The sequence below is a fragment of the Collinsella sp. BM28 genome, assembly GCF_054551995.1.
In genome coordinates this window covers 1351401-1377649 of record NZ_JBTOLJ010000001.1, presented here as the reverse complement: position 1 = coordinate 1377649, position 26249 = coordinate 1351401, and the positions used below count along the sequence as shown (strand labels likewise).

29 protein-coding genes and 2 pseudogenes are annotated in these 26249 nt (G+C 61.9%); 30 read left to right on the top strand and 1 reads right to left on the bottom strand.

What is annotated here, in order from left to right; translation table 11 throughout:
- The first annotated feature begins 150 nt into the window (after positions 1–150).
- From rplE to ACX9NZ_RS05965, 23 genes and pseudogenes are all read left to right on the top strand, one after another.
- Complete coding sequence (gene rplE / locus ACX9NZ_RS06075; protein WP_294122490.1) at positions 151–708, top strand: 50S ribosomal protein L5; 558 nt, start codon at positions 151–153, stop codon at positions 706–708.
- Between the two features lie 90 nt (positions 709–798).
- Positions 799–984, top strand: coding sequence for a type Z 30S ribosomal protein S14 (locus tag ACX9NZ_RS06070; protein ID WP_039910329.1), 186 nt, complete (start codon positions 799–801; stop codon positions 982–984).
- A gap of 129 nt (positions 985–1113) precedes the next feature.
- Positions 1114–1512: a 30S ribosomal protein S8 gene (gene rpsH, locus ACX9NZ_RS06065; protein ID WP_276674202.1), complete on the top strand. Its 399-nt coding sequence runs from the start codon at positions 1114–1116 to the stop codon at positions 1510–1512.
- A 34-nt stretch (positions 1513–1546) separates the two neighbouring features.
- Positions 1547–2083: a 50S ribosomal protein L6 gene (gene rplF / locus ACX9NZ_RS06060; protein WP_407495685.1), complete on the top strand. Its 537-nt coding sequence runs from the start codon at positions 1547–1549 to the stop codon at positions 2081–2083.
- A 68-nt stretch (positions 2084–2151) separates the two neighbouring features.
- A complete protein-coding gene (rplR, locus tag ACX9NZ_RS06055) occupies positions 2152–2514 on the top strand; it encodes a 50S ribosomal protein L18 (protein ID WP_118653606.1) in 363 nt (120 codons plus the stop codon).
- Positions 2515–2525: 11 nt separating this feature from the next.
- Positions 2526–3056, top strand: a complete 531-nt coding sequence (gene rpsE / locus ACX9NZ_RS06050) for a 30S ribosomal protein S5 (RefSeq protein ID WP_006720328.1) — start codon at positions 2526–2528, stop codon at positions 3054–3056.
- Positions 3057–3058: 2 nt separating this feature from the next.
- Entirely contained in the window at positions 3059–3238 is a 180-nt protein-coding gene (rpmD, locus tag ACX9NZ_RS06045) for a 50S ribosomal protein L30 (protein ID WP_006720329.1), read from the top strand.
- Positions 3239–3240: 2 nt separating this feature from the next.
- A complete protein-coding gene (rplO, locus tag ACX9NZ_RS06040; RefSeq protein ID WP_407495682.1) occupies positions 3241–3690 on the top strand; it encodes a 50S ribosomal protein L15 in 450 nt (149 codons plus the stop codon).
- A complete protein-coding gene (gene secY, locus ACX9NZ_RS06035; RefSeq protein WP_294122492.1) occupies positions 3684–4970 on the top strand; it encodes a preprotein translocase subunit SecY in 1287 nt (428 codons plus the stop codon). Before rplO ends, secY begins: the two co-directional genes overlap by 7 nt.
- Positions 4971–4988: 18 nt before the next feature.
- Positions 4989–5615, top strand: a complete 627-nt coding sequence (locus tag ACX9NZ_RS06030) for an adenylate kinase (RefSeq protein ID WP_294122494.1) — start codon at positions 4989–4991, stop codon at positions 5613–5615.
- Positions 5612–6400, top strand: a complete 789-nt coding sequence (gene map, locus ACX9NZ_RS06025; protein ID WP_118653602.1) for a type I methionyl aminopeptidase — start codon at positions 5612–5614, stop codon at positions 6398–6400. Before ACX9NZ_RS06030 ends, map begins: the two co-directional genes overlap by 4 nt.
- A gap of 370 nt (positions 6401–6770) precedes the next feature.
- On the top strand, positions 6771–6989 hold the full coding sequence (gene infA, locus ACX9NZ_RS06020) for a translation initiation factor IF-1 (RefSeq protein ID WP_009141477.1): 219 nt from the start codon (positions 6771–6773) through the stop codon (positions 6987–6989).
- Positions 6990–7137: 148 nt separating this feature from the next.
- On the top strand, positions 7138–7251 hold the full coding sequence (rpmJ, locus tag ACX9NZ_RS06015) for a 50S ribosomal protein L36 (protein ID WP_006363204.1): 114 nt from the start codon (positions 7138–7140) through the stop codon (positions 7249–7251).
- 15 nt (positions 7252–7266) lie between these two features.
- Positions 7267–7641 carry a 30S ribosomal protein S13 gene (gene rpsM / locus ACX9NZ_RS06010; RefSeq protein ID WP_118653601.1) on the top strand — a complete coding sequence of 125 codons (375 nt, stop codon included), beginning with the start codon at positions 7267–7269 and terminating at the stop codon, positions 7639–7641.
- Between the two features lie 16 nt (positions 7642–7657).
- Positions 7658–8065: a 30S ribosomal protein S11 gene (gene rpsK / locus ACX9NZ_RS06005; RefSeq protein WP_294122499.1), complete on the top strand. Its 408-nt coding sequence runs from the start codon at positions 7658–7660 to the stop codon at positions 8063–8065.
- Between the two features lie 19 nt (positions 8066–8084).
- Entirely contained in the window at positions 8085–8681 is a 597-nt protein-coding gene (gene rpsD, locus ACX9NZ_RS06000; protein WP_118653600.1) for a 30S ribosomal protein S4, read from the top strand.
- A gap of 29 nt (positions 8682–8710) precedes the next feature.
- The gene (locus ACX9NZ_RS05995; protein WP_118653599.1) at positions 8711–9652 is read left to right on the top strand and encodes a DNA-directed RNA polymerase subunit alpha; all 942 of its coding nucleotides are present in this window, start codon (positions 8711–8713) and stop codon (positions 9650–9652) included.
- A 27-nt stretch (positions 9653–9679) separates the two neighbouring features.
- On the top strand, positions 9680–10177 hold the full coding sequence (gene rplQ, locus ACX9NZ_RS05990) for a 50S ribosomal protein L17 (RefSeq protein ID WP_118653598.1): 498 nt from the start codon (positions 9680–9682) through the stop codon (positions 10175–10177).
- 161 nt (positions 10178–10338) lie between these two features.
- A pseudogene (locus ACX9NZ_RS05985) lies at positions 10339–10875 on the top strand (energy-coupling factor ABC transporter ATP-binding protein); the annotation flags it as partial.
- Positions 10849–11664: pseudogene (locus ACX9NZ_RS05980) on the top strand (ATP-binding cassette domain-containing protein); the annotation flags it as partial. The pseudogenes ACX9NZ_RS05985 and ACX9NZ_RS05980, both read left to right, overlap by 27 nt.
- Positions 11665–11805: 141 nt before the next feature.
- On the top strand, positions 11806–12717 hold the full coding sequence (locus ACX9NZ_RS05975) for an energy-coupling factor transporter transmembrane component T family protein (protein ID WP_407495738.1): 912 nt from the start codon (positions 11806–11808) through the stop codon (positions 12715–12717).
- Between the two features lie 61 nt (positions 12718–12778).
- The gene (gene truA, locus ACX9NZ_RS05970; protein WP_118653640.1) at positions 12779–13606 is read left to right on the top strand and encodes a tRNA pseudouridine(38-40) synthase TruA; all 828 of its coding nucleotides are present in this window, start codon (positions 12779–12781) and stop codon (positions 13604–13606) included.
- A 153-nt stretch (positions 13607–13759) separates the two neighbouring features.
- Positions 13760–14197 (top strand): arginine repressor, encoded by a 438-nt coding sequence (locus ACX9NZ_RS05965; RefSeq protein ID WP_118653639.1) that lies wholly within the window; start codon positions 13760–13762, stop codon positions 14195–14197.
- Positions 14198–14365: 168 nt separating this feature from the next.
- Here the strand turns inward: ACX9NZ_RS05965 and ACX9NZ_RS05960 are convergent, their stop codons facing one another.
- Positions 14366–16576, bottom strand: a complete 2211-nt coding sequence (locus tag ACX9NZ_RS05960; protein ID WP_118653596.1) for a transglycosylase domain-containing protein — start codon at positions 16574–16576, stop codon at positions 14366–14368.
- 181 nt (positions 16577–16757) lie between these two features.
- Here ACX9NZ_RS05960 and ACX9NZ_RS05955 point away from each other — a divergent pair, with 181 nt between their 5' ends.
- The 7 genes from ACX9NZ_RS05955 to rpmE all read left to right on the top strand — a co-directional run bounded on the left by ACX9NZ_RS05955 (position 16758) and on the right by rpmE (position 26065).
- Positions 16758–18854 carry a U32 family peptidase gene (locus tag ACX9NZ_RS05955; RefSeq protein ID WP_407495672.1) on the top strand — a complete coding sequence of 699 codons (2097 nt, stop codon included), beginning with the start codon at positions 16758–16760 and terminating at the stop codon, positions 18852–18854.
- A gap of 113 nt (positions 18855–18967) precedes the next feature.
- Positions 18968–20182: a tyrosine--tRNA ligase gene (tyrS, locus tag ACX9NZ_RS05950; RefSeq protein ID WP_407495670.1), complete on the top strand. Its 1215-nt coding sequence runs from the start codon at positions 18968–18970 to the stop codon at positions 20180–20182.
- Positions 20183–20501: 319 nt separating this feature from the next.
- Positions 20502–22385: an adenine deaminase gene (locus ACX9NZ_RS05945; RefSeq protein WP_304292133.1), complete on the top strand. Its 1884-nt coding sequence runs from the start codon at positions 20502–20504 to the stop codon at positions 22383–22385.
- A 175-nt stretch (positions 22386–22560) separates the two neighbouring features.
- The gene (locus tag ACX9NZ_RS05940) at positions 22561–23364 is read left to right on the top strand and encodes a Cof-type HAD-IIB family hydrolase (protein ID WP_118653593.1); all 804 of its coding nucleotides are present in this window, start codon (positions 22561–22563) and stop codon (positions 23362–23364) included.
- Positions 23365–23590: 226 nt separating this feature from the next.
- Positions 23591–23878 carry an ACT domain-containing protein gene (locus ACX9NZ_RS05935; protein ID WP_118653592.1) on the top strand — a complete coding sequence of 96 codons (288 nt, stop codon included), beginning with the start codon at positions 23591–23593 and terminating at the stop codon, positions 23876–23878.
- 116 nt (positions 23879–23994) lie between these two features.
- On the top strand, positions 23995–25443 hold the full coding sequence (locus tag ACX9NZ_RS05930) for a citrate synthase (protein ID WP_407495667.1): 1449 nt from the start codon (positions 23995–23997) through the stop codon (positions 25441–25443).
- 181 nt (positions 25444–25624) lie between these two features.
- Complete coding sequence (gene rpmE / locus ACX9NZ_RS05925) at positions 25625–26065, top strand: 50S ribosomal protein L31 (RefSeq protein WP_407495665.1); 441 nt, start codon at positions 25625–25627, stop codon at positions 26063–26065.
- The last annotated feature ends 184 nt before the right edge of the window (positions 26066–26249 follow it).

Here is a 26249-nt window from a genome sequence, read left to right as displayed (position 1 = left end):
TCATATAGGCGTATAGTAACGACTGTTTTGTCGGCTCCTGCCGCGATTCGTCATGCCGCGAACAGCCAGATGCGGTGTTGATGGCAGCAGGAGGCACGAGGCTAACCCACGAGGCCAACCCCGTGCTTAAAACCCCAGTGAGGAGTGAAAATGGCTGAGGAGAAGTACATTCCCCGTCTCAAGACCAAGTACAACAACGAGGTCAAGCAGCTCATGCAGGACAAATTCCAGTATGAGAACGTCATGATGATCCCCAAGTTCGAGAAGATCGTCGTGAACATGGGTGTCGGCGAGGCCGCCACCGATTCCAAGGCCATCGACGGCGCCGTCCGTGACCTTCGCGTCATCACCGGTCAGCAGCCCATGGTCACCCGTGCCCGCAAGTCCATCGCTTCCTTCAAGCTTCGCGCCGGCATGCCCATTGGCGCCAAGGTCACCCTGCGCGGCGACCGCATGTGGGAGTTCTTCGATCGCCTGACCTCCATCGCGATCCCCCGTATCCGCGACTTCCGCGGCATTTCCGCCAAGTCCTTCGACGGCCGCGGTAACTTCTCCATGGGCGTTACCGAGCAGCTCATCTTCCCCGAGGTCGACTTCGACTCCGTCGACCACACCCGTGGTATGGACATCACCATCGTCACCACCGCCAAGACCGACGAAGAGGCGAAGGCCCTTCTCGACGCCTTCGGCTTCCCGTTCAAGAAATAGGTTCTTAAAGCCCCGGGGTCCACAGGCGGTGCGCGAGGAGCACGTGCCGCCTGTCCGAGGCGCATATAAACGTATGTGAGGAGGAAATAAGTGGCTAAGACATCGATGATCGTCAAGTGCAATCGCAAGCAGAAGTTCTCGACCCGCGAGTACACGCGCTGCCAGCGCTGCGGCCGTCCGCATTCTGTGTACCGTAAGTTCGGCCTGTGCCGTGTCTGCTTCCGCGAGCTGGCGCTCAAGGGCGAGCTTCCCGGCATCAAGAAGGCCAGCTGGTAAGTCACTGCCAGCGCGCGCATCGACCATTGAGGTTGATTGCGTGCAAGGAAGACGTGTCCTATAGGCTTTCCCGCTACGGGTGGGGGAGTACCGAGGACATGGACTCATCAAGAACGAAGGAGAATCCACATGAATCTCACCGACCCGATCGCAGATATGCTCACGCGCATTCGCAACGGCAATGCTGCGAACAAGGCCGAGGTCTCGATGCCGAGCTCCAAGAAGCTCGTCGAGATCGCTCGAGTCATCTACGAGGAGGGCTACATCGAGGGCTACACCGTTGAGGACACCGCCCCCGCCAAGACCCTTCACATCACCCTTAAGTACGGTCCCAAGAAGGCCAAGGTCATCAACGGCATTAAGCGCTACTCCAAGCCTGGTCTGCGCAAGTACGCCGGCGTGAAGGACCTTCCCCGCGTCCGCGGCGGCCTCGGTACCGCCATTGTTTCCACCAGCCAGGGTGTCATGGCCGACCGCGATGCTCGCAAGAAGGGCATCGGCGGCGAGGTCGTCGCCCTCATCTGGTAATTCGCTTAGGCGAGTAGAAGGAAAGGAGAACACCGTGTCTCGTATCGGTAAGAAGCCTGTCCAGATTCCCGCCGGAGTCGAAGTGGCAGTTGACGGCACGCACGTGTCCGTGAAGGGCCCCAAGGGTACTCTTGAGGCTGATTTCTATGAGAAGCTCACCATCGAGGTGGCCGACGGCGTGCTGACCGTCTCCCGTCCCGACGACGAGCGTGAGACCCGCGCCCGCCACGGCCTCACCCGCGCCCTGATCCAGAACATGGTCACCGGCGTTTCCGAGGGCTACACCAAGGTCCTCGAGCTCGCTGGCGTTGGCTACCGTGTCCAGCTCAAGGGTAAGGATCTGGATCTGTCCCTGGGTTACTCCCACCCGGTGATTTACACCGCCCCCGGGGGCATCACCTTCGAGTGCCCGGACAACACCCACATTCACGTCAAGGGCATCAACAAGCAGCAGGTCGGCCAGGTTGCCGCCGAGATCCGTGGCAAGCGTCCGCCGGAGCCTTACAAGGGCAAGGGCATCCACTACCTGGGCGAGCACATCCGTCGCAAGCTCGGCAAGGCCGCTAAGTAGTAGAGCGCTTCCACGTCGTAAGACCAGCACCCCGTCAGGTGCTGGCAGGACTTCATAAGGAGTTTCACATGAACAAGCAACAGGCAAAGCGCGCCGGCCTCAAGCGTCGTCAGCGCCGTGTCCGCGGCAAGATCTTTGGCACGCCCGCCCGTCCGCGTCTTCGCGTCGTGCGCTCCAACGCCAATATCTACGCCATGATCGTTGACGATACCAAGGGTCACACCCTCGTCTCCGCCTCCACCCTCGAGGCCGAGTTCAAGGGCACCACGACCAGCAACAAGGAGGCTGCCGAGAAGGTCGGTAAGCTCGTGGGCGAGCGCGCCCTCGCTGCCGGCATCAAAGCCGTTTCCTTCGACCGCGGTGGCCGCATCTACCACGGTCGCGTCAAGGCCCTCGCCGACGGTGCCCGCGCCGCCGGTCTCGAATTCTAGGAGGTAAGAGCATGGCTCGTAACCAGCAGAAGCAGCAGCGCGAGGCCTCCGAGTTCGAGGAGCGCGTCGTTTTCATCAACCGCGTCGCCAAGACCGTCAAGGGCGGTCGTCGCATGAGCCTCGTGGCCCTCGTGGTCGTGGGCGACGGCAAGGGCAACGTTGGTCTTGGCATGGGTAAGTCCGCCGAGGTGCCGCTGGCAATCTCCAAGGCTTCCATCGACGCCAAGAAGAACATGTTCCACGTGCCCGTCACCGCTGAGGGCACCATTCCTCACGACGTCCAGGGCGAGTTCGGTGCTGCGAGCATCATCATGCGCCCCGCTGTCGAGGGTACCGGTGTTATCGCCGGTGGCGCCGTGCGTCCTCTGTTCGAGCTCGCCGGCATCAAGAACATCCTGTCCAAGTCTCTCGGTTCCGACAACGGCCTCAACATCATCAAGGCTGCTGCCGAGGGCCTCAAGCAGCTCTCCAGCCCCGAGGATGTCGCCGCCCGCCGCGGTCTCACCGTCTCCGAGATGTTCATCGGCAAGAAGGAGAACTAGGCATGGCTACCATCAAGATCAAGCAGGTTCGCAGCATTAACGGCTGCAAGGAGGATCAGCGTCGCACTGTTCGCGCCCTCGGCCTGCACCGCATCAACGACACGCGCGAGATCGCTGACAACGAGAGCGTCCGCGGCATGATCTTCAAGGTCAAGCACCTCGTTGAGATTGTAGAGGAGTAACAATGCAGCTTCATGATCTTACGCCGGCTGCCGGGTCCACCCACAGCCGTAAGCGCGTCGGTCGCGGCAATTCCGGCAAGGGCGGCACCTATGCCGGCCGTGGCCTGAACGGCCAGGGCTCCCGTTCCGGCGGCACCAAGGACGCCGGCTTCGAGGGCGGCCAGACCCCGCTCGCGATGCGCCTCCCGAAGCTCCCCGGCTTCAAGAATCCCCGTCGCATCGAGTACACCGCGGTGAACGTCTCCACGCTCGAGGTCAAGTTCGAGGACGGTGCCGTCGTCGATGGTGCATCCCTCAAGGCCGCTGGTATCACCAAGTCCGAGTTCGAGCCCGTCAAGGTGCTCGGCAACGGCGAGGTTTCCAAGAAGCTCACGGTCAAGGTCGACAAGATCTCCGCTTCCGCGAAGGCTAAGATCGAGGCCGCTGGAGGAAAGGTCGAGCTTCCGTGCTAACTGGTTTGAAGAACACCTTCCGCATCAAGGAACTCCGCGGGAAGATTCTTTTTACCATCGCTATGCTCGTCGTGTACCGTATCGGTGCACACGTTCCGGTGCCCGGCATCCCCTTCCAGGGGATGTCGGCCCTTTTTACATCCGCCGGTGACACCTTCGCCAGCGGTGCGATGGCCCTGCTGAATCTTTTCTCGGGCGGTGCGCTTTCCTACGTGTCCGTCTTTTCGCTGGGTATCATGCCCTACATCACCAGCTCGATTGTCTTGCAGATGCTTCAGGCCGTTGTGCCCAGCCTGCACGAGTTGGCTCGTGAGGGCGAGGTCGGTCAGACCAAGATCACCCAGTACTCTCGTTACCTCACCCTGGCCCTCGCGCTCTTGAACGCCATTGGATACCTGTTCCTCTTCAAGAGCTTTGGTATCCAGTTCGCCGGCGCCGATGCTCCCGAGATCATCTTCGACATCATGATCGTGGGCACGCTCGTCGCGGGCGCCATGCTCATCATGTGGATTGGTGAGCTCATCACCCAGCGCGGGATCGGCAACGGCATGAGTCTCATCATCTTCGCCAACATCATGGCGGGGCTTCCCCAGGCTATCATCCAGTCCATGGATGGCGGCAACGTTGCCATTATCACCACGCTCGTCATCGTCGTGGTGATCCTGTGCGTCATCCCCTTCATCGTGTACCTCGAGCGCGGCCAGCGTCGTATCCCGGTGCAGTATGCCAAGCGCGTCGTGGGTCGTCGTATCATGGGCGGTCAGTCCACGTACCTGCCCATCAAGGTGAACACCGCGGGTGTCATCCCGATCATCTTCGCGAGCGCCCTGCTCTACTTCCCGGCTCAGCTCGCCGTGTTCTTCCCCAACGTGGGTTGGATGCAGGCCTTTGCCGGCGCGCTCTCGAGCGGCTGGATCAACTGGATCCTCAATGTCGTCCTCATCGTGTTCTTCGCGTACTTCTACACGTCCATGGTGTTCAACCCGGACGAGACCGCCGAGAACCTCAAGAAGCAGGGCGGCTTCATTCCTGGTGTTCGCCCCGGCAAGCAGACGGCGCATTACATCAAGAACGCCCTCAACAAGATCACGCTTCCCAGTGCGGTCTTCCTGGCCCTCATCGCCATCGTTCCCTCGATTGTGTTCTCGTTCACCAACAACGCGCTCATCCAGGCCTTCGGCGGCACTTCGGTGCTCATCATGGTCGGCGTTGTGCTCGATACCATCGACAAGGTCGAGAGCCAGCTCAAGATGTACGACTACGACGGTTTCTTCAAATAGGCCTCTAAGGAGTCTTTTATGAACATCGTGTTGTTGGGCGCCCCTGGCGCCGGTAAGGGTACGCAAGCCCAGCGTCTTGTTGCCGATTATGGTGTGGCGCATATCTCCACGGGCGACCTGCTTCGCGCTGCCGTCAAGGCTCAGACTGAGCTTGGCGTTGCTGCCAAGAAGTACATGGACGCCGGAGAGCTCGTTCCCGATCAGCTCGTGATCGACCTGGTCAAGGAGCGCCTTGCTGCCGACGATGCGCAGAAGGGCTTCATCCTCGACGGATTCCCGCGCAACACGACGCAGGCCGTGACGCTCGATACCGAGCTTTCGGCTATGGGTCGCGAGCTCGATGGCGCGCTTTTAGTCGATGTTCCCGCCGAGGTCATCGTCGATCGCCTCTCTTCTCGTCGCACCTGCCGCGATTGCGGTTACACCGCAGGTCCCGATACCGCCGTGTGCCCCAAGTGCGCAGGCGAGATGTATCAGCGCGATGACGACAAGCCCGAGACCATCAAGAACCGTCTTGATGTCTACCAGAAGAACACCAGCCCGCTCGTGGAGTACTACCGCGGCCAGGGCATCCTCAAGGTCGTCGATGGCGATCGTGATATCGACGTGGTGTATGCGGATGTGAAGGCTGAGCTCGGTCTATGATCAAGATCAAATCTGCCGCCGATATCGAGCAGATGAAGAAGGCCGGAGCTCTGTCCAAGATGGCGCTCCGGCAGGTCGGCTCGATGATTCGACCTGGCGTTTCGACGTTTGAACTCGATCAGCTTGCCGAGCAGATCATCCGAATGCACGGCGGCACGCCCGCCTTCAAGGGCTACGGCGGTTTCCCCGGGTCCATTTGCGCTTCGCTGAACGACGCGGTTGTTCACGGCATTCCCAATCCCGACGTCATCCTGCGCGAGGGAGACATCATCTCGATTGACACCGGCGCGATCGTTGACGGTTGGGTGGGGGATAACGCTTGGACGTTTTACGTTGGCAATCCCAGCACCGAGGCAAAGGGCCTGTGCGAATGCACGCTCGACTGCCTTAAGGCGGCAATCGAGCAGGCCGTTCCCGGAAACCATATCGGAGACGTGGGGCATGCTGTCCAGTCGCTCGCCGAGAGCAATGGCTATGGAGTCCTTCGTGACTACGTGGGCCATGGTGTTGGTCGCGCTATGCACGAGGATCCCAACGTGCCGAATTATGGCAAGAAGGGTCGTGGTGTGAAGCTCCAGGCTGGCATGGTCATCGCCATTGAACCTATGATCACACTTGGCTCCAACCGCGTGCACACCGGTTCCGATGGCTGGCTCGTGTCGACCGACGACGGCCTGCCCGCGGCGCACTACGAGAACACGGTCGCCATCACCAACGACGGCCCTGTGATCCTCACGCAGGATGCACAAGGCCCATGGTGTCCCATGACCGGCGGTTCAATGTAACCGCCCGTCCCTGGGCTTTCCTATATCATCCGCTGCTCGGGCAGTCCTCTTCGCACGAAGGCCCCACTGGGGCCTTCGGCTCATGCGGAACTCGCATCGGACGATATGGGAAAGCCCAGGGACTACGGTACCTTGGCAGCCCGACGGGGCGGGCCCGTATGGTCCGCCGCGAGTTCCGCATGAACAGAAGGCCACTAAATGTGGCCTTCGTCGTGAGCAGGACTGCCTGAGCGCCGGACCATACGGGCCCGCCCCGTCGGGCTGCCGGTGGGACAAAATATTTGTGGAGCGATTGGGAATTTCCCTTTCGCCTGTTTAGCATGTAGTAACATGCACTGTTGCTGTCGTTTTCGAGAGAAAGATGATGCACGTGAAGAAGGAAGACGCCATCGAGCTTGAGGGCACGGTCACCGAGCCGCTGCCGAACGCCATGTTCCGCGTTGAGCTTGAGAACGGTCATTCGGTTCTCTGTTCCATTTCGGGCAAGATCCGTATGAACTACATCCGTATTCTGCCGGGTGACAAGGTCGTTGTGGAGCTCTCTCCCTATGATCTGACCCGCGGTCGCATCACCTATCGTTATAAGTAACGACCATTCGCACGTATTCGAACCGGAAGGGAGTGCTCTGCCCCGTAAGGTTCGATACATGCTTCCAGCCATTCGTTATTAACGCCTGCGGCTGGGCGAGTAGATAACATTCCACCTTGTAGCTTGAGCACTACCGAAAGGAAGAACGATGAAGGTACGCCCTTCCGTCAAGAAGATGTGCGATAAGTGCAAAATCATCCGCCGCCATGGCAAGGTTCTCGTGATCTGCGAGAACCCGCGCCACAAGCAGCGCCAGGGTTAAGAGAGGAGATCCACAGTGGCCCGTATTAACGGTGTCGACCTTCCGAACGAGAAGCGTGCGGAGATTGGTCTGACCTACATCTACGGCATCGGCCGCACCACCGCAGCGAAGATGTGCGCCGAGCTCAACATTGCCGACGGCACTCGCATCAAGGACCTCACCGAGGAGCAGATCTCGGCGATCCGCGATTACATTGATAAGAATGGCCTGATGGTCGAGGGTGACCTCCGTCGCGAGCGCGCCCAGAACGTCAAGCGCCTCATGGACATCGGCTGCAACCGCGGCCTCCGTCACCGCAAGGGTCTCCCTGTTCGCGGTCAGCGCACCCACACCAACGCTCGCACCCGCAAGGGTCCGAAGCGTCAGATCGGTGCCAAGAAGAAGAAATAAGGGAGACTGACGCATAATGGCTACTGCAAAGAACAAGCGCGGCGCCACCACCCGTATCAAGCGCGCCGACCGTAAGAACATCTCCGTGGGCCAGGCTCACATCCGTTCTACGTTCAATAACACCATCGTTTCCATTACCGATCCCGCGGGCAACGTCATCGCTTGGCAGTCCGCTGGTACCGTGGGCTTCAAGGGTTCCCGTAAGTCGACCCCGTTTGCCGCCCAGATGGCCGCCGAGGCTTGCGCCAAGGCCGCTATGGAGCACGGTATGCACAAGGTCGCCGTCTTCGTGAAGGGCCCCGGTTCGGGCCGCGAGACCGCGATCCGCTCCCTCCAGGCCGCTGGCCTCGAGGTCTCCAGCATCCAGGACAAGACCCCCATCCCGCACAACGGCTGCCGCCCCAAGAAGCGTCGCCGCGTGTAACTGAAAGGATCGATTTATTATGGCAATCGACAGGACTCCGGTTCTTAAGCGCTGCCGCCAGCTCGGGATCGATCCCGTTGAGCTCGGCTACAGCTCCAAAAAGGAATCTATCCGCCAGCCCAAGCGCCGTCGCAAGGAATCCGAGTACGGCATGCAGCTGCGCGAGAAGCAGAAGGTCAAGTTCATCTACGGCGTTCTCGAGAAGCAGTTCCACCACTACTACGAGCATGCTCTTCGCATGGACGGCGTTACCGGTGAGAACCTCATGACCATTCTCGAGACCCGTCTCGACAATGTCGTGTTCCGTCTCGGCTTCGCTCGCACCCGCAAGGAGGCTCGTCAGACCGTCCGCCATGGCCACTTCACCGTTAACGGCAAGCGCGTGGACATCCCGTCCTACCGCGTGAAGGCCGGCGACGTTGTGGCTGTGGGCGAGAAGTTCCGCGACTTGCTCCCCATCAAGGAGGCCCTCATCTCCTCCGAGCGCTTCGAGGTCCCTGGCTGGCTCGAGGTCGACATCGAGAAGCTTTCCGGCAACGTCATCTCGCTGCCTTCTCGTGACCAGATCAGCGGCGACATCAACGAGCAGCTCATCGTCGAGCTTTACTCGAAGTAATCGTTTGCGCGCTACGCTGGAGGTATTACATGTCCGAATTCATCAGGCCCCAGGTTCACGTCGAGGAGATCAGCGAGACTGCTGCTCGCGTTTCCGTCGAGCCTCTGGAGCGCGGGTATGGCGACACGCTGGGTAACTCCCTGCGCCGCGTGCTGCTTTCCTCGCTCGAGGGTGCAGCCGTCGAGGCCATCCAGATCGATGGCGCCCAGCACGAGTTCACCACGATTCCCAACATGGTCGAGGATGTCACCGACATCGTCTTGAACGTGAAGGGTCTCGTGTTCCGCACGCTTGGTACCACGGACGAGGGCACTGCGACTATCTCGGTCGATGGCCCGTGCGAGGTTACCGGCGCAGACTTCTTCATTCCGTCCGAGTTCGAGCTCGTCAATCCCGAGCAGCACATCGCGACCCTCACCGAGGGTGGTCATCTGACCATGAGCATGCGCATCGGGTATGGTCGCGGCTACGTGTCCTACGAGCAGAACAAGCGCGACAATGATCCTATCGGCATCATCAACGTCGACTCGCTCTTCTCCCCGGTCAAGCGTTGCGCCAAGCTCGTCGAGGCGTGCCGCGTTGGCCAGCACACCGACTACGACCGTCTGGTTCTTGAGATTGAGACCAACGGTGCGCTTTCCCCGCGTGACGCGGTTGTGTCTGCGGCCAACATCATCAACCAGCACATGGCTGCGTTTATGACCCTGGCCGACGAGCCCGAGGCGGAGGAGGAAATTTCCATCTTCGCCCCCGAGGTGACGAGCGACAATGCCGAGCTTGACAAGCAGATTGAGGACCTGGACCTTTCCGTCCGCTCTTACAACTGCCTCAAGCGTGCGAGTATTCACTCCGTGCGCCAGCTGGTCGAGTTCTCCGAGAACGACCTGCTGAACATCCGCAACTTCGGCGTGAAGTCGATCGAGGAAGTCAAGGACAAGCTTGAGTCCATGGGTCTGAGCCTCAAGGCTTAAACCCTAGGTATAGAGGAGAACTAGACCATGCGTCACAATAAGAAGAAAGGCCTGAAGCTCGGCACCGACGCCAGCCACACCAAGGCCATGAAGAAGAGCCTTGCCAAGGCGCTCTTCGAGAACGATCGCATCAAGACCACCGAGACGCGCGCCAAGGCCCTGCGTTCCTATGCTGAGCCGATCATCACCTGGGCCAAGAAGGGCGACCTGCACTCTCGTCGTCTCGCCATCGCCAAGCTCGGTGATAAGAATCTCGTTGCTGAGATTTTCGACAAGGCCGCTCAGGGTATGTGGGCCGACCGCAATGGTGGTTACACCCGCATCATGAAGCTCGGTCCGCGCAAGGGCGATTGCGCTGAGATGGTCATCATCGAGATCGTCTCCGAGCCTTGCACCCCTAAGGCGAAGAAGGCTGCTCCGGCTAAGAAGGCCGCTGCTCCTAAGGTCGTCAAGAAGGACGAGGCCGTCGAGGAGGCTGCTGAGGTCGTCGAGACCGAGGCCGCTGTCGAGGAGACCGCTGAGTAGCACGTAGCTGCTCGTGCATCACATTGAAGAGGGGTACGTTCGCGTGCCCCTTTTTGTTTTACCTGGGCGACTGGCGGCGGGCAGTTCACTCCCTGTTCGGGCAGTCCTGGCTCGCACGAAGGGCCCACTGGGCCCTTCGGCTCGTGCGGAACTCGCATTGAGTGAACTGCCCGCCGCCAGTCGCCCAGGCAAAACAAGAGAAAGGGGGCGAGAACGTGCTTGAAGTGAAGGATGTTGGCGTGGTGTTGGATGGGGCTGAAGTCCTGTCTGGTTGCTCATTCTCCCTTGCTCCGGCTGAGATTGTTGCCCTAACGGGAGATAACGGGTGTGGAAAGTCCACCCTTGGTCGTGTGTTGTGCGCGGCGCAGCTGGTTGACGATGGCTGTGTGGTTGTCGATGGTCACGACCCCTCTGCTAACGAACGTGAACGCCTCATGGTTCGGTCGCTTGTTGGCCGTGTGTGCCAGGATCCCGTTGATCAAATCGTTTCCTCCCTCGTATTTGACGAGATTGCCTTTGGGCCCCGTAATCTTGGCCTGTCGGAAGAAGAGGTGTCTCAGCGTGTCGACTGTGCACTTCGCCGTGTAGGGTTATCAGGGTTCCAGGATCGCGTTACGACGGCACTTTCCGGCGGAGAGCAGCAACGCATCGCCCTTGCCGGTGTGCTAGCCATGACTCCTCGATATCTTGTGCTTGATGAGCCTACCGCGCAGCTCGATCCGGCGGTCCGCGAATCACTCCGTACGCTCTTTCGCACTCTTGTCCATGAAGACGGCATCGGCGTCGCTCTCATTACGCACGACCCGCTTGAGATCGCTCTTGCAGACCGCATCGTGGATGTTGCCTCCATCAACGGAGCTCTAGGCGCCTCCGAGTCTGCTTGTCGCGCGTCTTCCGGCCCTCAGGCTGTGCAACATTCCTTTGGCTCTTGCACGGGTCGGGAGGCTGCCAGGTGCCGAGCTGTTGCCACGCCGTGCGATGCGCCGATCCTTGAGGTGGGGGGTGTCTCGTTTAGCTATGGCGATCGTGCCGTCCTCAAGGACATTTCGTTTTCGCTGCACGCCGGCGAGGTGGTGTTGCTCACGGGCGCATCGGGTGCCGGCAAGTCGACGCTTGCCTCGCTTGTCGCGGGATTGGTCTCGCCTGATGCGGGCTCCATTCGCCTTCACACCTGCGCGGACAACTCCTCCGTCGCAGATGTTGCCCCTGCTTCCCCGGTGCATCCAGTTCCCGGCACTGTCGGGCTGTCGTTCCAGCAGCCAGAAGCGCAGTTCTTCCTCGAGACGGTCTACGACGAAGTCGCCTATGCTCCGCGCAACCTTTCGCTCAGTGAGGACGAGGTCGATCGTCGGGTCTTTAAGGCCATCGATGCCGTAGGGCTCGATCGGAAGCTTGCCGATGCCTCTCCTTTTGAGCTTTCCGGGGGGCAGGCTCGCCGCGTTGCGCTTGCATCGGTGCTTTCGCTCGATGCGCCCGTATACGTGCTCGATGAGCCGAGCGCCGCCCTTGATGCGCGGGGCAGGGCATTCGCGCACCGTTTCGTGACGGATCTTGCCGCGGAGGGCCGGTCTGTTTTGGTGATTACGCATGATGTCGATGAGTGGCGTCCCTTTGCGACACGCGAGCTCATGTTGTCAAATGGGTCCCTACATGCAGCCCGCGCGCCTGAAGGCCCCTCAGATGCCTCTTTACAGCCGTTTGCGGGTGACTCCGCCATGGGTCATGCGTCGAGGGGGCCTCAAGCGTTTGGCACGGTTTTTGGTGAGTATGTTCCCGGGACACCCGTTGCACGCCTCGATGCCCGTGTGAAAATCGTGCTTCTGTTGCTTGCGACGGCTGGGGTCTTTTCTGCCGGAGTGCCGGCCATGCTCGTTGTTTGGCTGCTGATCCTGTGCGGCTGCCTCGCGTCGTCGCGCATGCGGTTGGGCCGTGTGCTGCGCGGCATACGACCCGTTGCCGTCATCCTCGCGTTCACGCTCGTTGCGAACCTGGTGTCGTGCGATGGCCGGGGAACGGTGGAGTTGGTTGGCGCGATTGGTCTCAGCCCGGCGGGAGGCTTGCGGGGACTCATGGCTATAACGCGCATCTTGTTACTCGTGGGCTTCTCACTCGTCGTTGCCTCGTCGACGACCGCGACTCAGCTGAGTGATGCCTGCGTGCGCCTGTTGAGCCCCTTGGCCCGTTTTGGTGTGAGCGTGGGTCCTTTGGGCACCGTGCTCGCCGTGGCACTGCGATTCATCCCGCTCGTGAGTGAGGAGCTCAATCGGATTCGACTCGCCCAGCGTGCGCGCGGAGCCCAGTTCGATGCCGGTCCGCTCTTCTCGCGCATCGGCGTGTGGGCTTCGGTGTTCACGCCCCTCATGATTGGCCTGTTCCGCCGTGCGGATCGTTTGGCCGAGGCCATGTCCGCCCGTTGCTATGATTCCGTTGCCGCTGGGAAACTGCCCGCTCCTCGTCGATTGGCTCCTTATGATCGCCTTGTGCTCGCATTGGGGGCGGCGCTCGTGCTCGTCTTGACCATCCTGGGTTTATGTTGGTGATTTTGGTAGCATAGGCACGAAAGATTGCAATAAGGAGGCTTCAGTGGCCCAAACAGACGATATGCGCGTGGGCGCGCCGTCCTATTTCGAACCGGAGGTGCTCGACGGCACCTTGGTGTTTCGGCTGGGCTACGATGGCGCCGGCTTCTCCGGGTTTGCCGAGCAACCGGGGCTTAGGACGGTCGCAGGGGAGGTCCGCTGCGCGCTCGAGACCTTTTTACGCCGTCCTATCGACCTCACGTGTGCCGGTCGCACCGATGCAGGTGTTCACGCCATAGCGCAGTACGTGAGCGTCCCCGCACACCATGATGAGTTGGCCATCGAGCATCGACGGTGGATGCGCGCGATGGCGGCCTTGCTCCCCGATGACATAGCGCTTGGTAGGGTGTTTCATGCCTCCTCCGGCTTCTCGGCTCGCTTTGACGCGCGTGCTCGAACCTATACCTATCGCATAGCTACGGGCGACGCACCGCCGCTGCTCACGCGCAAGGTGACTTGGTGGCATCGACTGCCCTTGGATGTCGAGGCGATGGAGTGCGGCGCTTCGTATTTGGTGGGGGAGCATGACTTCAAGAGCTTCTGCAAGATGTCTTCCGCCATCGGCAAGCCCACGTGTCGCAACGTGATTGAGGTCTCCTTCGAAAGGGAGGGCGCGCTGGGTGAGGAGCACATAGCCTTTACCATCACGGGTAATGCGTTCCTGCATTCCATGGTCAGGACGATCGTTGGGACCCTCGTTGAAGTCGGCGCGGGTCGTCGAGATCCGGAGTGGGTTTTAGAGGTGATTACAGCGTGCGATCGTCGGGCGGCGGGCCCTACTGCTCCTGCGCGTGGTTTGTGCTTTATGGACGTGGCATATGACGATGGAGCTTTGACGGCCTGCCCGTAAAAATGCTTCAATATGCACATATATGATTGCATTTGCCTGTTCTATGCAAAAATGTTTCAATTAGATAGCGTGATGCCTGCTAATCCGTTTTAAAGAGATTCGGCGGTATGCTGTACTCGAAATGTGGGGAACCGCTAGGGAATGGTGGAGAACATGGCCAAAAAACGCAATGGCCGCCAAGATGCTATTCGAGAGATCGTCCGAACTGAGGACGTGCGCACTCAGCGCGTGCTCGTGGACGAGCTTAAAGCGCGTGGGTTCGATTGCACGCAGGCGACCGTCTCGCGCGATATCGCCGACATGGGGCTTCGTAAGCTGCCCGAGGGCATGTACGTCCTTGCGGAGGATCTACATCTGCAACGTATGGTCTCTGAGCTCGTGGTTGGCGTTCAGCGCACGGAGAACCTCGTCATCATCAAGGCGCAGCCCGGTACCGCCCTGGGCATCGCCGCGGCAATCGATGCCGCCGAGCTGCCCGATGTTCTCGGCTCGCTGGCTGGAAACGACACGATTCTCGTCATCACGCAGACGCCGTTGGACGGAGAGACGTTTGAGGCGATGATCTCCAAGCTGAGGAGCGTGCGCAAGTGAGCCCGATGGTAATCCATATGCTCCTGTTCGCCTTACTCATCACGTTGCCCATTGTGCTTGTTTTGTTGCTGGTGGCGTACTGGCGTCGCTTGCATCGATAGGGGAGCATGAGACTCCAAAAAGAAAAACCCTCGTCCCTATGGACGAGGGTTTTTGTATGGCTGTCTCCTATGCGGTTGGCGTCGTGGTTTGTCCGCCGCCCGTTGTACCGCCACCGGTGGTGCCGCCGTCGGGCACCTCAGGCTCGGGTTCGGGCGTGGGCTCAGGCTCGGGTTCCGGAGTAGGCGTCGTGGGCTCCTGAGGCGTGGTCGGCTGCTCCGGCGTGGGCGTCGTGGTCTGCTGCTGTTCGGTTTCCTCCGTCGTCTCCTCTTCCTTTTCCTCGTCCTCGTCTTCGCCCTTGGGGTTGGTCTTGGAGAACTTCCACTCGGAGTCCTTCTTGTAGGTGGGTGTTTCTCCGGTGGGGAACTCCTCGCGAGCAAGCCCGTTCAGAATCTGTTGCATCAGGCTCTTGAACACCGGGAGCGTCATCTGGTTGCCCATAAGGGAACCGAGGTCGACGGTGCCGTTGTAGCCGCCCACCCAGATTGCGGTGGCATACTGCGGGGTGTAGCCCACAAACCACAGGTTGGTTGCGGTGTCCGCGGTGCCGGCCGTACCGGTCTTACCGGCGACGGGCTGGTTCATGTACGGGTTGCCAGGAGCGCCCAGGCCGTTGGTCATGACGCCCTCGAGGACATCGGTCACGGCTGCGGCCACTCCAGCGGAAATGACCTGCTTGCCAGCGTCTTCGTGCTTGTACACGGTTTTGCCGCCGCGCCCCACGATCTCGGAGATCGCGACGGGCTCACGATAGTAGCCACCGTTCGCGAAGACGGCGTAGGCGGATGCCATCTCAACGGTGGAGAAACTGCCCGTACCAAGGGTCATGGACAGGACATCGTTCATCTCGGAGGTGTCGAGCCCAAGCTTCTTGCACATGGCGATGATGTTCTGGTTGCCGATGGTCTCTGCTACCTGCAGGTAGCCGGTGTTGGACGAGAGCTCGGTCGCGCGGGCGAGCGAGATGTAGCCCATGCTCTGGTTGCCGTAGTTTTGCGCCACGTAATCTGCCTGCCCGGCGATCTTCCAGGTGAGCGGCGAGTTGCAGTTGATCGTGATGTTGGGGTTCATGCCCATCTCGATGGCGGTGGCGAGCGTGAACGTCTTGAACGATGAGCCGGGCTGGTTGCGCGAAGTCGCATGGTTGATGTGGAGGACGCTGCCGTCGTCCTCGACGCGGTTGTAATCGCGCCCGCCAACCATCGCCTTGATGTACCCGGTCTTAGGGTCGATGACCGTCATGCCGATGTCGAGGTCCTTGGCGTCGCGTGCGGCGGCGGGGTACTTGTTGATGTTCTCCACCGCGGCGGTCTCAGCGGCCTGCTGCACCGCGGGGTCGAGCGTCGTCTTGACGGTGAGACCGCCTTTGAACAGGACGTCGGTCGAGAACTCCTCTTGAAGGAGGGTTTTGACGTAGTCGACAAAGTACGGCTGTGAGAAGACGTTGATGCCGGACTCGGAGACCTCGGTCACGTTGAGCGCGAGCGGCTCGGCCACGGCGGCGTCGTATTCTTCTTGGGTGATGGTGCCCAGGCGGAGCATGTTGCCCAACACCTTGTTGCGTCGCTCGACGGCGACGTCTGGATTAACGGTGGGGTCGTAGTATGAGGGCGAGTTGGGTAGGCCGATGAGTAGGGCTGCTTCGGCGAGCGTGAGGTCACTCGCGTTTTTGGAGAGGTACGTTTGTGAGGCGGCTTGGATGCCGTAGGCTCCGTGGCCGTAGTAGATGCAGTTGAGGTACATCATCAAGATCTCGTCTTTGGAATAGATCTTTTCCATTTCGAGGGCGATGTAGGCCTCGCGCACCTTACGCTCGATGGTCTGGTCGAATTGCTCCTCCGAGAGGATGGTATTACGCACGAGCTGCTGGGTGATGGTCGAGGCGCCCTCGGAGCGACCGGTGAGCTGCGCGAGCACAGCGCGGCCGATGCCGATGATATCGACGCCCGGATGCTCGTAAAAGCGCTCGTCCTCAACGTCGACGGTGCCCTGGAGAACCCACGGCGATACCTGGTCGGCGGTGACGCTCTCGCGGTTCTGGACAAAGAACTCGGCGATCTCGTTGCCCGCGGCGTCAAGGATGTGCGTGGGCTCGCTCACGAGGTACTCGTCGGCATTCGTGTAGTCGGGAAGATCGGAGAGCCAGCGGTTCACGTTACCGATCATGCCAATGCCGAACGCGATGCCCGCCACGAGCAAAAAGCCGAGAGCGGAGACGAGGATGACGGGGACGGCGTGCGTTTTTGCGCGGCTGCGCGCGTAGCGCTGTCGATGACCCATAAACGACCTCCCATATACAGGTGGGCGCGTGCCCAAAAGCCGTAACACATAGATATTCATACGATAGCGCAAGCGGCGCAGACGTCCGCTCGGGTATCCTTACTCAATGCGAAAAACACGTTGGAGCGTTCAGATTGCGCCGTACAGGTTGATGGGGCGCGTGAGAGGGGAGGCATCGAGTATGGTCGAGTTGCTGGCTCCGGCGGGCACGCCGGGTGCGTTTCGAGCGGCGATTGCGGCGGGGGCGGATGCCGTGTACGTGGGGCTCGGCTCCTTTAATGCGCGTGCGGCGAACGGCGGGTTCTCGCTCTCCGAGCTTTCGCGCGGCTGCGCCCTCGCCCACGCACATGGCTTACGTGTTTATGTGGCCCTGAACGTCTGCATGCACGATGACGAACTCGCTTCTGCGCTGGAGCTTGCGTCGGCCGCGCTTGACGCGGGCGCCGATGCGCTGATCGTCGCCGATGTGGGTCTGTGCGACCTCATTCATCGCGAGCTGCCCGGCGTGGAGCTCCACTTGTCCACGCAGACGGGCGCGCAGTCCGTTGGTGCCGTCCGCCTTGCCGTGCGCGAGCTGGGAGTGTCACGCGTGACGTGCGCGCGCGAATTGTCCTTGGCGGAGCTCGCGGGTCTTTGCGCTGGGGGAACGCCCATCGAGGCGTTCTGTCATGGCGCCATCTGCATCTGTTATTCGGGCGCGTGCTCCTATTCGGCTCTCATGCGCGGGCGTTCGGCCAACCGCGGGGACTGCACCCAGCCCTGTCGTCTGGCCTATGCGCTTGAGGACGATGAGGGCCGTCTGCTCGCGGGCGGGGCGTGGGAGCGGGACGTTTCCGAGGCGAGGGGCGCCGGACGCTCCGCCGCACAGGGCGACCGCCTGCTGTGCCCGCGTGATTACCTGGGGATCCGTCATGTTTCCGCGCTGGTTGGCGCCGGAGTCGCGTCCCTTAAGATCGAGGGTCGCATGAAGGGGCCCGATTACGTGTACAACGTCGTGGGCTGTTATCGTGAGGCGCTCGATGCCGCGCTCGCCGGGGTCGAGCTCGATGAGTGCGAGCTGGACGAGTTGGAGGCACGGCTCGCACGGTCGTTCAATCGCGGATTCACCGATGGCTACCTGCGTGGAGGTCACACCGCGACGGGGGCTGGGCTTATGAGCGTAGAGCGCGCCATCAACCAGGGTCTTGAGGTGGGCATCGTAGATGAACCCGGATACGAGGGCGCATGGGTGAGATTTACCCGCGAGGTCGCAGCCGGGGATATGTTGGAGATTTGCTCGACCCCAGGTGCCAATGCCCCTGCCGACGTGCCCAAGCGCTGGCCGATCGTCCCGTGCCCGGCCAACGTGGGCGCCCAAGACCGCGCGTTCGTGCGATGCAAGCGCAAAGTCGAGGTGGGCAGCGCGGTTCACCTGGTTAGGTCTGCTGCGCTGGTTGCTGCCTCGCGTGCCGCCGTCGATATCGTGCGAGACGAGGAACTCTCGTTGGGCTCGGCCCTTACGGAGCCGTGTGAGGGGGATGGGCGTCTGGACGACGGAGGCCGATTCGCCCACGCGCGCCGTAAGTCGCCGCATCTGTCCCCGGCGGAGCGGCGACCTGTCCGCGAGAGTGAACTCTCGCGGCACGATTGCGCGCAAATGAACGATTTTGCTCATCGAGAGTTAACTCTCGGGGCTGCGGGAGGAGCCGAGGGGGCGAGAGCCGCGGGAGGAGCCGCGGAAGGAACTGGGGATGCCGTGCGCGAAGCAGGCGAGCTCGATGGCGTCATCGATTTGGGTGAGGTCTGCCGAGCGGGGGACATACCGTTCGTGGTCGAGGCATGCGCGGCGGTTGCGCGTGGCGAGGCCGACGCCTTACTCTGTCGCAACATCGGGCAAGTCGACGCTGCGTGCGAGGCGGCAGTTGCGTGGGAGGTCGCACCGCCGCTCAATGTGTGGAACGCACAAACGGCGCGCGTCCTACAGGGTTTGGGCGCTCGTCGTATCTGGTTGCCCGAGGAGCTTTCCGATGAAAATGTTGTCGGCGTGCAGAATGCCGCCCGCCTTGCAGGTGTGTCTGTTCCCGTTGCGCGGGTCGCAAGCGGATCGACTCCGCTGATGGTCATGGAGCATTGCGTACTTACTGCCGAGGGACCCTGCGATGGTGCATGCGCGACGTGTTCCCGGCGCCTGGCGAGCAAGCGCGGCGATCGCTTTTTGGTGGAGCTCGACCGAAATGCCTCCGATGCCCGTCTTGCGGTGCGCGTGGACGAGCGGGGGAGGACGCGGCTGTACCGCTGAGGGCGGTTCTGCGTTACACTAATGCCCATATGTCGTTCCCCAGCACCGCCCGTCCGCGCGAGTTCCCGCCGGCACGTGGCGAGGGTGCTATGACCTTGCAGAAAGGTGCACCTATGTTGCCCGTAGACGAGCAGATGCGCATCATCACCTCCGGCGCCGCCAAGATCGTGCCCGAGGCGGACCTCAAGAAGAAGCTCGAGCGCGGCGTCCCGCTCAACATCAAGCTCGGCGTCGACCCCACCAGCCCCGACCTGCATCTCGGCCACGCCGTCCCGCTGCGCAAGATGCGCCAGTTCCAGGACCTCGGCCACCGCGTGACCCTCATCATCGGCAACGGCACCGCCACTATCGGCGACCCGTCCGGCAAGAACTCCACGCGCCCGCAGCTCACCCAGGAGGAGGTCGAGGCCAACGCCGCGACTTACGTCTCCCAGGCGATGAAGATCCTCGACCCCGAGAAGACGACCATCGTCCACAACGGCGACTGGATGTTCCCCATGGGCCTGAAGGAGCTCCTCTCAATCGCGTCCAAGTTCACCGTCGCCCGCATTCTCGAGCGCGACGACTTCACCAAGCGCTACCAGTCCCAGACCCCCATCGCCCTGCACGAGTTCCTGTACCCGATCATGCAGGCCTACGACTCGGTCAAGATCGAGGCGGACGTGGAGATGGGCGGCAACGACCAGCTCTTCAACCTGCTCGCCGGCCGTGAGCTCATGGAGAAGATGGGTATGGAGCCGCAGATCGCGCTCACTATGCCGCTGCTCGAGGGCACCGACGGCACCCGTAAGATGTCCAAGTCCTATGGCAACTACATCGGCCTCACCGACGCCCCCGCGGACATGTTCGGCAAGACGATGTCCATCCCGGACGAGATGATTGGCAAGTACTACCGTCTGGCAAGCTCGCTCGCGCCGGTCGAGGTCGATAAGATCGACGCCGCCCTGGCCGACGGTTCCGCCAACCCCTACGAGCTCAAGCGCGCGCTCGGCCGCGACCTGGTGACCACGTACCACAGCGCCGAGGCCGCGGTCGAGGCCGAGGCCGAGTTCGATCGCGTGCACAAGAATCGCGACATGCCCACCGACATAGCAGAGGTCGCGGTCGAGATCGCGGTGAACGATGAGGGCCTCGTGTACCTGCCCGCCGTGCTCCAGGCCGCCGGTCTGGTCCCGAGCGCCGGCCAGGCCCGTCGCGACATCGACGGCGGCGGCGTCAAGCTCGACGGCGAGCCGGTCTCGCCCAAGACCTACAACGTGGACCCGGCCTCCCTCAAGCCCGGCACGATCCTGCAGGTTGGCAAGCGCCACTTCGCCCGCCTGGCGTAGGGCGTGCCCCTGCGTGTACGACTCCCTGTCCTCGGATGGCGGTGGCGCCTGTACGTCCTTTGGACCGCAATAGCGTCGAGGCGCCCTTCGTCCGCGCTCGCATCCGGTATCCGGATATTGAAGAAAGGTCGACCGGTTTTCTCGGTCGACCTTTTGTTTTGATAAGCGTTTGGGTGCCCTTGCGAAACGAACCCCATTCAGGAGCGGTTTCCCGATGCGCTCGCTCGCGGAAAGGCTGCGCCTGCGATCAGCCGTGAAGGGGCCACGACCAAAAAGGCAACGCTCCTTTCGCATCGGTTCGGCTGCCGCATTGGGTACCATGGATGAAATGACGGCTCACATGAAGGGCGGTGCCAAGGATATGGAACCCAATCTGGTCAAATTGATGCAGGCTCTCATCGACACGGCGGAGGGTCGCGTGCCGGCGGACACGGTGTTCGTGAACGCGCAGATCGTCGACGTGTACCGTTTGCGCGTGGCGCGCGGTCAGGTCGCGGTTACATGCGGCTGCATCGCGGGCGTCCTGTTCGAGGGGCGCGACTGCGCAGACGCGTCCGTTCCCGCCTGGGAGGCCGCCCGCGTCGTCGATTGCGAGGGCCGCTACCTCGCCCCCGGTTTCATCGACGGCCACCTGCACATCGAGAGCTCCAACATTCGCCCGTCCGAGTACGCCCGCATGGCGCTCACCCGGGGCACCACCACCGCCATCGCCGACAGCCACGAGATCGCCAACGTATGCGGCCTCGAGGGCCTTGCGTTCATGATCGAGGACGCCTCCCGTGCGCCGCTCGACATCAAGTTCATGATGCCCTCCTGCGTACCCGCCCTGCCTGACGAGCAGGCCGGAGCCGTGATCACCGCGGCGGACATGGAAGCCTTTATGAACGAGTATCACGGTGCGATCTTCGGCTTGGGCGAGATGATGAACCTGCCCGGCGTGTACGGTGCGGACGAGGAGACCTGCCGCCGCATCGCGGTGGGCGCGAAGACCGCATCCGGCCAGGTGGACGGCCATGCGCCCATGGCGTGCGGCAACGACCTCAACGCCTACGTCGCCGCGGGCATCATCGCCGACCACGAGAACACGGGCGTCGAGGGGGCCCTCGACGAGCTCTCCCGCGGTATGTACGTGATGCTTCGCGAGGGCACCTGCAGTCACGACCTCGCGAATCTCGCCCCGCTCATCGTCGAGAACCCCGCGCTCGCGCGCCGCTGCTGCTTCGCCACGGACGATCGCGCCCCCTCGGACGCCCTCAACGTCGGCATGATCGACAATGCGTGCCGCGTCGCTGTCGAGGCGGGTATCGACCCGGTGGTTGCCATCTCCATGGCGACGCTCTCCACGGCGGACGTCTTCGGTCTCGACCACGGCGCGCTGTGCGCCTTCGACCGTCGCGGCGCCATCGCTCCGGGCAAGCGCGCGGACGTCCTGCTGCTCGACAACCTTGCGTTTGAGGGTGCCCCACATCGCGTATACGTTGCGGGCGAGCTCCTCGCCGAGGATGGTGCCTTCGTGGGCTCCATCGCGCCGGTCGACTCGCGACCCGGCCTCGACAAGCTCGAGGGGCGCCTGCGTGACTCCGTCCAACTGCCCGAGCTCTCGCTCGATGTCTTCTCCTACAAATTCCGCCCCGGTGAAGCCGTCATCGACGTGATCCCCGGTAACGCCGTCACGGGAATGGCACGACCCGAGACCGCCGAGGGCCTCCGCCGCATCATGCTCATCGAGCGTCACGGCCGCGGGGTCGAGGCACAGCTCTCAGGTGCCGACGGCGATGGCGCGGCGGGCACGGGGCTCGCGGGCAGGCACATCGGGCAGGGCTGGGTGCGCGGTTTTGCCATCCGGGGCGCCATCGCGAGCACCATCGGCCACGACTCCCATAACGTCTGCGTGGTGGGCGATGACCCCGCTGACATGCTCGCAGCCGTGCGCGCGGTGGGCTCCGGCGGCTTCGTCCTCGTGCAAGATGGCGAGGTCAGGGCCAAGATCGACCTGCCGCTCGGTGGTCTTATGAGCGACAAGACGGCCGAGGAGGTCGCACGCGAGCACGACGCCTTCATGGAGGCCGGGCGCGCAATGGGCATCGAGCCTCCGCTCGATCCCATCATGGGCATGATCTTCCTGCCGCTGCCGGTTATCCCCACCCTGCGCATTCGCCCCGAGGGCATGTTCGACGTCACGACGTTTTCATACGCCGAGTAGGCCGCGACGCGTTCATTTCCCCGTGGTCCCTGCGAAATATAAGTGCTCGGTAAGGGTTTCGAGCACCTTTGATGCGTGGTGCTTGCATCCGATTGCGTCGGGTACGCTTCTCAACAGGTTGTGCCCCGCGGCCATATATAAGCCGCGGGGCCTGTACACGTAAGGAAGCGTCATCATGGCACGACACATCAAGCTCATCGCCTCCGACATGGACGGCACCCTCCTCGACGAGAGCGGAATGGTTCCCGCCGAGACATACGACCTCATCCTCGAACTCAAGGAGCACGGCGTTCACTTTGCGGCAAGTTCGGGCAGGCGGTATGACCGACTGTGCGAGTTCTTCGCCCCCATAAAGGACAGCATGGACTTCGTCGCATCTAACGGGGCCCAAGTCTACGCGGATGGTGTGCAGATTGACCGAGAGGTGTACTCGCACCTGGCGATTCGCCGCCTGGCACGGACCGTGGCCATGTTTCCTAACATGCATCTGGCGTTATTCGATCGTACAAAGTCCTACCTGCTCGACGATGAGGACATATTTGTACGGGAGGTCGATAAGGACCTTCCCAATGCGGAGCGTATCTATGAGCTTCCGTCGCCGAAGGTCAACATCATCAAGGCGAGTATCTTTTGCGACGATGGTAACGTGATGGACAACGCCTATGTCCTCCAGCGCGAGCTCGGCGATCTGTTCACTTTCGCGCCTTCGGGCAACTCCTATATCGACGCGATGCAGCCCGGGGTGTCCAAGGCGTCGGGCATCGCGTTGCTCATGGACCATTACGGCATCGAGCGTGATGAGGTCATGGCCTTTGGAGACGCGATGAACGATTACGAGATTATCCGATTTGTCGGCACGGGTTGCGCAATGGCCAACGGCCGCCCCGCCTTGCAGGCTGTCGCCGACAGGGTCGTTGGGTGCAACGCCGACCATGCCGTGCAGGCGGAGATGCGCCGAGTCCTCGAGTCGCTGCGGTAACGCGGAGATTTGCAATTTGATTGCATTTGTCGATGCGGGGGTCTCGGCGTGCCTTGTGACACGCGAAATCGGCTAGACTGGGAACACTGCATCGCAATGGAGTGCGCTTGGACATGCCGGATGCTGGCTTAGCGCCGCGTGGCTCCACCCGTCTTCCGCACGCCGTCGAGGGCGGGCACTTTGCAACGATTTGGGCGGCATCGCCGCATGACCCGAAAGGAACCCCATGGCAGAGACCTCTTCCAGCCGCGTCGTCATCACTGTCCTCGGTAAGAACCGCCCCGGCATCGTCGCCGGCATGACGTGCGTCCTATCCGAGGCGAGCGTCGATATCCGCGACATCACGCAAAGCATCATCGAGGACATCTTCACCATGACCCTCATCGCCGACGTGTCCGCCTCGACGCTCGGCTTCTCCGAGCTCCAAGAGGCGCTTTCCGCTAAGGGTGATGAGCTCGGCGTCACCGTCGAGATGCAGCGCGAGGATGTCTTCCAGTTCATGTACCGCCTGTAGCCTGTGCCATTTGGTGACGGGTGCATGTTTGCGCACGGCGTGATCCTCGACTCCGTCCATCGTTCCTCGTTCGCCCCGGCGATATGCCGGGGCGCTTGCCAAATAAGGAGCCCGCTATGTCGTACGACGCCCACAACATCTACTATCGCTTCGACGATCACCTGAGCCGCTTGGTTCTCGATTACGAGGCGAGCCGCCGCGTTGATGAGAATTCCGACCGTCTCTACCACGATATTCCCTCTGAGGAATACTCCGAGGACCTGTTCCGCACCCACAACGTGAAGCGCGGCCTGCGCAATGCGGACGGCTCCGGCGTGGTCGCCGGCCTCACGCGTATCTCGGACGTGCACGGATACAACGTGGTCGACGGTCGGGTCGTGCCCGACGAGGGCCATCTTATCCTGCGTGGTTACGACATCGAGGACCTTATAGAGAATGCCCAGAAGGAGGACCGTTTTGGGTATGAGGAGGTCGCGTATCTGCTCATCACCGGCGAGCTGCCCACTGCCAGCGAACTCGACGATTTCAACGGTCGCCTGGGCGCGTATCGTCATCTGTCGAGTGAGTTCGTGCGTCAGTTTCCCATCACCACGGTGAGCCCCTCGATCATGAATGCGCTGCAGCGCGCCGTGCTGCTGCTCTACGCCTTCGACTCCGATCCGGATTCCATAACGCCCGAGCACGAGGTCGACGTCGCCATCTCGCTGCTGTCCCGTCTGCCCCGTCTTGCCGCCTTTGCCCAGACGTTCCGCACCGCCCAGGTGAGCGGCAAGCGTGCGCCCGTTCCCATTCCGGAGCCCGGCTTCTCCACGGCTGAGGCGATTTTGCAGATCCTTCGCGGCGAGGACGGGTATACCCGCGCCGAGGCCATGCTGCTCGACGTCATGCTCATGCTCCATGCCGAGCACGGCGGCGGTAACAACTCGACATTCGCCTGCCGCGTGCTGTCCAGCTCCGCAACGGATGCGTATTCCGCTTATGCCGCCGCCATCGGCTCGCTCAAGGGTCCGCGCCACGGCGGCGCCAACGCTAAGGTTGTGGCGATGCACGAGGACATCCGCGCGCACGTGACTAATTGGGATGATGAGGATGAGCTCGCCGCGTACCTGGAGAAGATCTTGCGCTGCCAGGCCTTCGACGGCAGCGGTCTTATCTACGGCATGGGGCACGCGGTCTATACCCTGTCTGACCCGCGCGCCGTGCTGTGCAAGCGCTATGCCCGCGGCCTGGCCCACGCCAAGGGCATGGGGGAGGAATTCGAGCTGATCGAGCGCATCGAGAAGCTCGCCCCGCAGGTGATGGCCGATGTGCGTGGTACCACCAAGCCCATCTGCGCGAACATCGACTTGTACACGGGCTTCATCTACAAGATGCTGGGTATCCCCGACACCCTGTTCACCCCGTTGTTCGCCGTGGCACGCACTGCCGGTTGGGCGGCACACCGCATGGAGGAGCTCATCTGCGCGCACCGCATCATCCGCCCCGCGTATCGCTCGGTGCTCGAGTCGGGCAGATACGTGCCGCTGGCTGAGCGCAAGGGCCGCCGCGAGTGCTTGGCGGGGTAGGTCCTCGCATAAGGAACGCGGTGAGGCACGCTGCCCCCATGCGCCCATGGACCTTTTGTGCACGTTCGCTGCCGCGCGGTGCGTGTGGTAGCATTGACAAGCTATTTTGACTTGGTCGGAAACCAAGTCACCCCTTTGTCCTGGTCGGTAACCAGGACGTGACCAGAAGAGGAGCCCTGCCATGAAGTCTGGCATCCATCCCGAGTATGTGGAGTGCACGGTGCGCTGCAGCTGCGGCAACACCTTCAAGACCCATTCCACCAAGTCCGAGATCCAGGTCGAACTCTGCAACGAGTGCCATCCGTTCTACACCGGCCAGCAGAAGTTCGTCGACACCGGTGGACGCGTCCAGCGATTCGCCGACAAGTTCGGTGGCGCCGCTCAGGCCGCCCTCGAGCGCGAGGCCGCCAAGAAGGCCGCCAAGCAGGCCGCTGCCGAGGAGGCCGCTGCCAAGAAGGCCGCCGAGCGCGAGGCCAAGGCCGCCGAGAAGGCCAAGCGTGCCGCTGAGTACGAGAAGAAGGCCGCCGCTGAGGCCGCCAGGAAGGCCGCTGAGGCTCCTGCCGAGGAGGCTGCCGCTGAGGCCGAGGTCGCTGCCGAGGAGACCGCTGAGGTCGCCGAGTAGCCTTCGCCTTTAGACGTACGCGTGAAACCCCGCGCCCATCTGGGTACGGGGTTTTCATTTTGCGATCATCTTTTTCCCCGCCTTTCGGCGATATCCGTAACGTTTTCCGGTATTCGAATCGAGTGAGCGCAAAACCAACGTCTGGACCATCGCAAACGTAGGTTTTGCGCTCACTCGGCCCGCC

Bases quoted from the DNA above. Each gene is read 5' to 3' on its own strand.
- rplE (WP_294122490.1), top strand. From the start codon at position 151: ATGGCTGAGGAGAAGTACATTCCCCGTCTCAAGACCAAGTACAACAAC.
- rpsH (WP_276674202.1), top strand. From the start codon at position 1,114: ATGAATCTCACCGACCCGATCGCAGATATGCTCACGCGCATTCGCAAC.
- rplR (WP_118653606.1), top strand. From the start codon at position 2,152: ATGAACAAGCAACAGGCAAAGCGCGCCGGCCTCAAGCGTCGTCAGCGC.
- rpsE (WP_006720328.1), top strand. From the start codon at position 2,526: ATGGCTCGTAACCAGCAGAAGCAGCAGCGCGAGGCCTCCGAGTTCGAG.
- rpmD (WP_006720329.1), top strand. From the start codon at position 3,059: ATGGCTACCATCAAGATCAAGCAGGTTCGCAGCATTAACGGCTGCAAG.
- rplO (WP_407495682.1), top strand. From the start codon at position 3,241: ATGCAGCTTCATGATCTTACGCCGGCTGCCGGGTCCACCCACAGCCGT.
- ACX9NZ_RS06030 (WP_294122494.1), top strand. From the start codon at position 4,989: ATGAACATCGTGTTGTTGGGCGCCCCTGGCGCCGGTAAGGGTACGCAA.
- map (WP_118653602.1), top strand. From the start codon at position 5,612: ATGATCAAGATCAAATCTGCCGCCGATATCGAGCAGATGAAGAAGGCC.
- rpmJ (WP_006363204.1), top strand. From the start codon at position 7,138: ATGAAGGTACGCCCTTCCGTCAAGAAGATGTGCGATAAGTGCAAAATC.
- rpsK (WP_294122499.1), top strand. From the start codon at position 7,658: ATGGCTACTGCAAAGAACAAGCGCGGCGCCACCACCCGTATCAAGCGC.
- rpsD (WP_118653600.1), top strand. From the start codon at position 8,085: ATGGCAATCGACAGGACTCCGGTTCTTAAGCGCTGCCGCCAGCTCGGG.
- ACX9NZ_RS05995 (WP_118653599.1), top strand. From the start codon at position 8,711: ATGTCCGAATTCATCAGGCCCCAGGTTCACGTCGAGGAGATCAGCGAG.
- rplQ (WP_118653598.1), top strand. From the start codon at position 9,680: ATGCGTCACAATAAGAAGAAAGGCCTGAAGCTCGGCACCGACGCCAGC.
- ACX9NZ_RS05975 (WP_407495738.1), top strand. From the start codon at position 11,806: ATGTTGTCAAATGGGTCCCTACATGCAGCCCGCGCGCCTGAAGGCCCC.
- truA (WP_118653640.1), top strand. From the start codon at position 12,779: ATGCGCGTGGGCGCGCCGTCCTATTTCGAACCGGAGGTGCTCGACGGC.
- ACX9NZ_RS05965 (WP_118653639.1), top strand. From the start codon at position 13,760: ATGGCCAAAAAACGCAATGGCCGCCAAGATGCTATTCGAGAGATCGTC.
- ACX9NZ_RS05960 (WP_118653596.1), bottom strand. From the start codon at position 16,576: ATGGGTCATCGACAGCGCTACGCGCGCAGCCGCGCAAAAACGCACGCC.
- ACX9NZ_RS05955 (WP_407495672.1), top strand. From the start codon at position 16,758: ATGGTCGAGTTGCTGGCTCCGGCGGGCACGCCGGGTGCGTTTCGAGCG.
- tyrS (WP_407495670.1), top strand. From the start codon at position 18,968: ATGTTGCCCGTAGACGAGCAGATGCGCATCATCACCTCCGGCGCCGCC.
- ACX9NZ_RS05945 (WP_304292133.1), top strand. From the start codon at position 20,502: ATGGATGAAATGACGGCTCACATGAAGGGCGGTGCCAAGGATATGGAA.
- ACX9NZ_RS05940 (WP_118653593.1), top strand. From the start codon at position 22,561: ATGGCACGACACATCAAGCTCATCGCCTCCGACATGGACGGCACCCTC.
- ACX9NZ_RS05935 (WP_118653592.1), top strand. From the start codon at position 23,591: ATGGCAGAGACCTCTTCCAGCCGCGTCGTCATCACTGTCCTCGGTAAG.
- ACX9NZ_RS05930 (WP_407495667.1), top strand. From the start codon at position 23,995: ATGTCGTACGACGCCCACAACATCTACTATCGCTTCGACGATCACCTG.
- rpmE (WP_407495665.1), top strand. From the start codon at position 25,625: ATGAAGTCTGGCATCCATCCCGAGTATGTGGAGTGCACGGTGCGCTGC.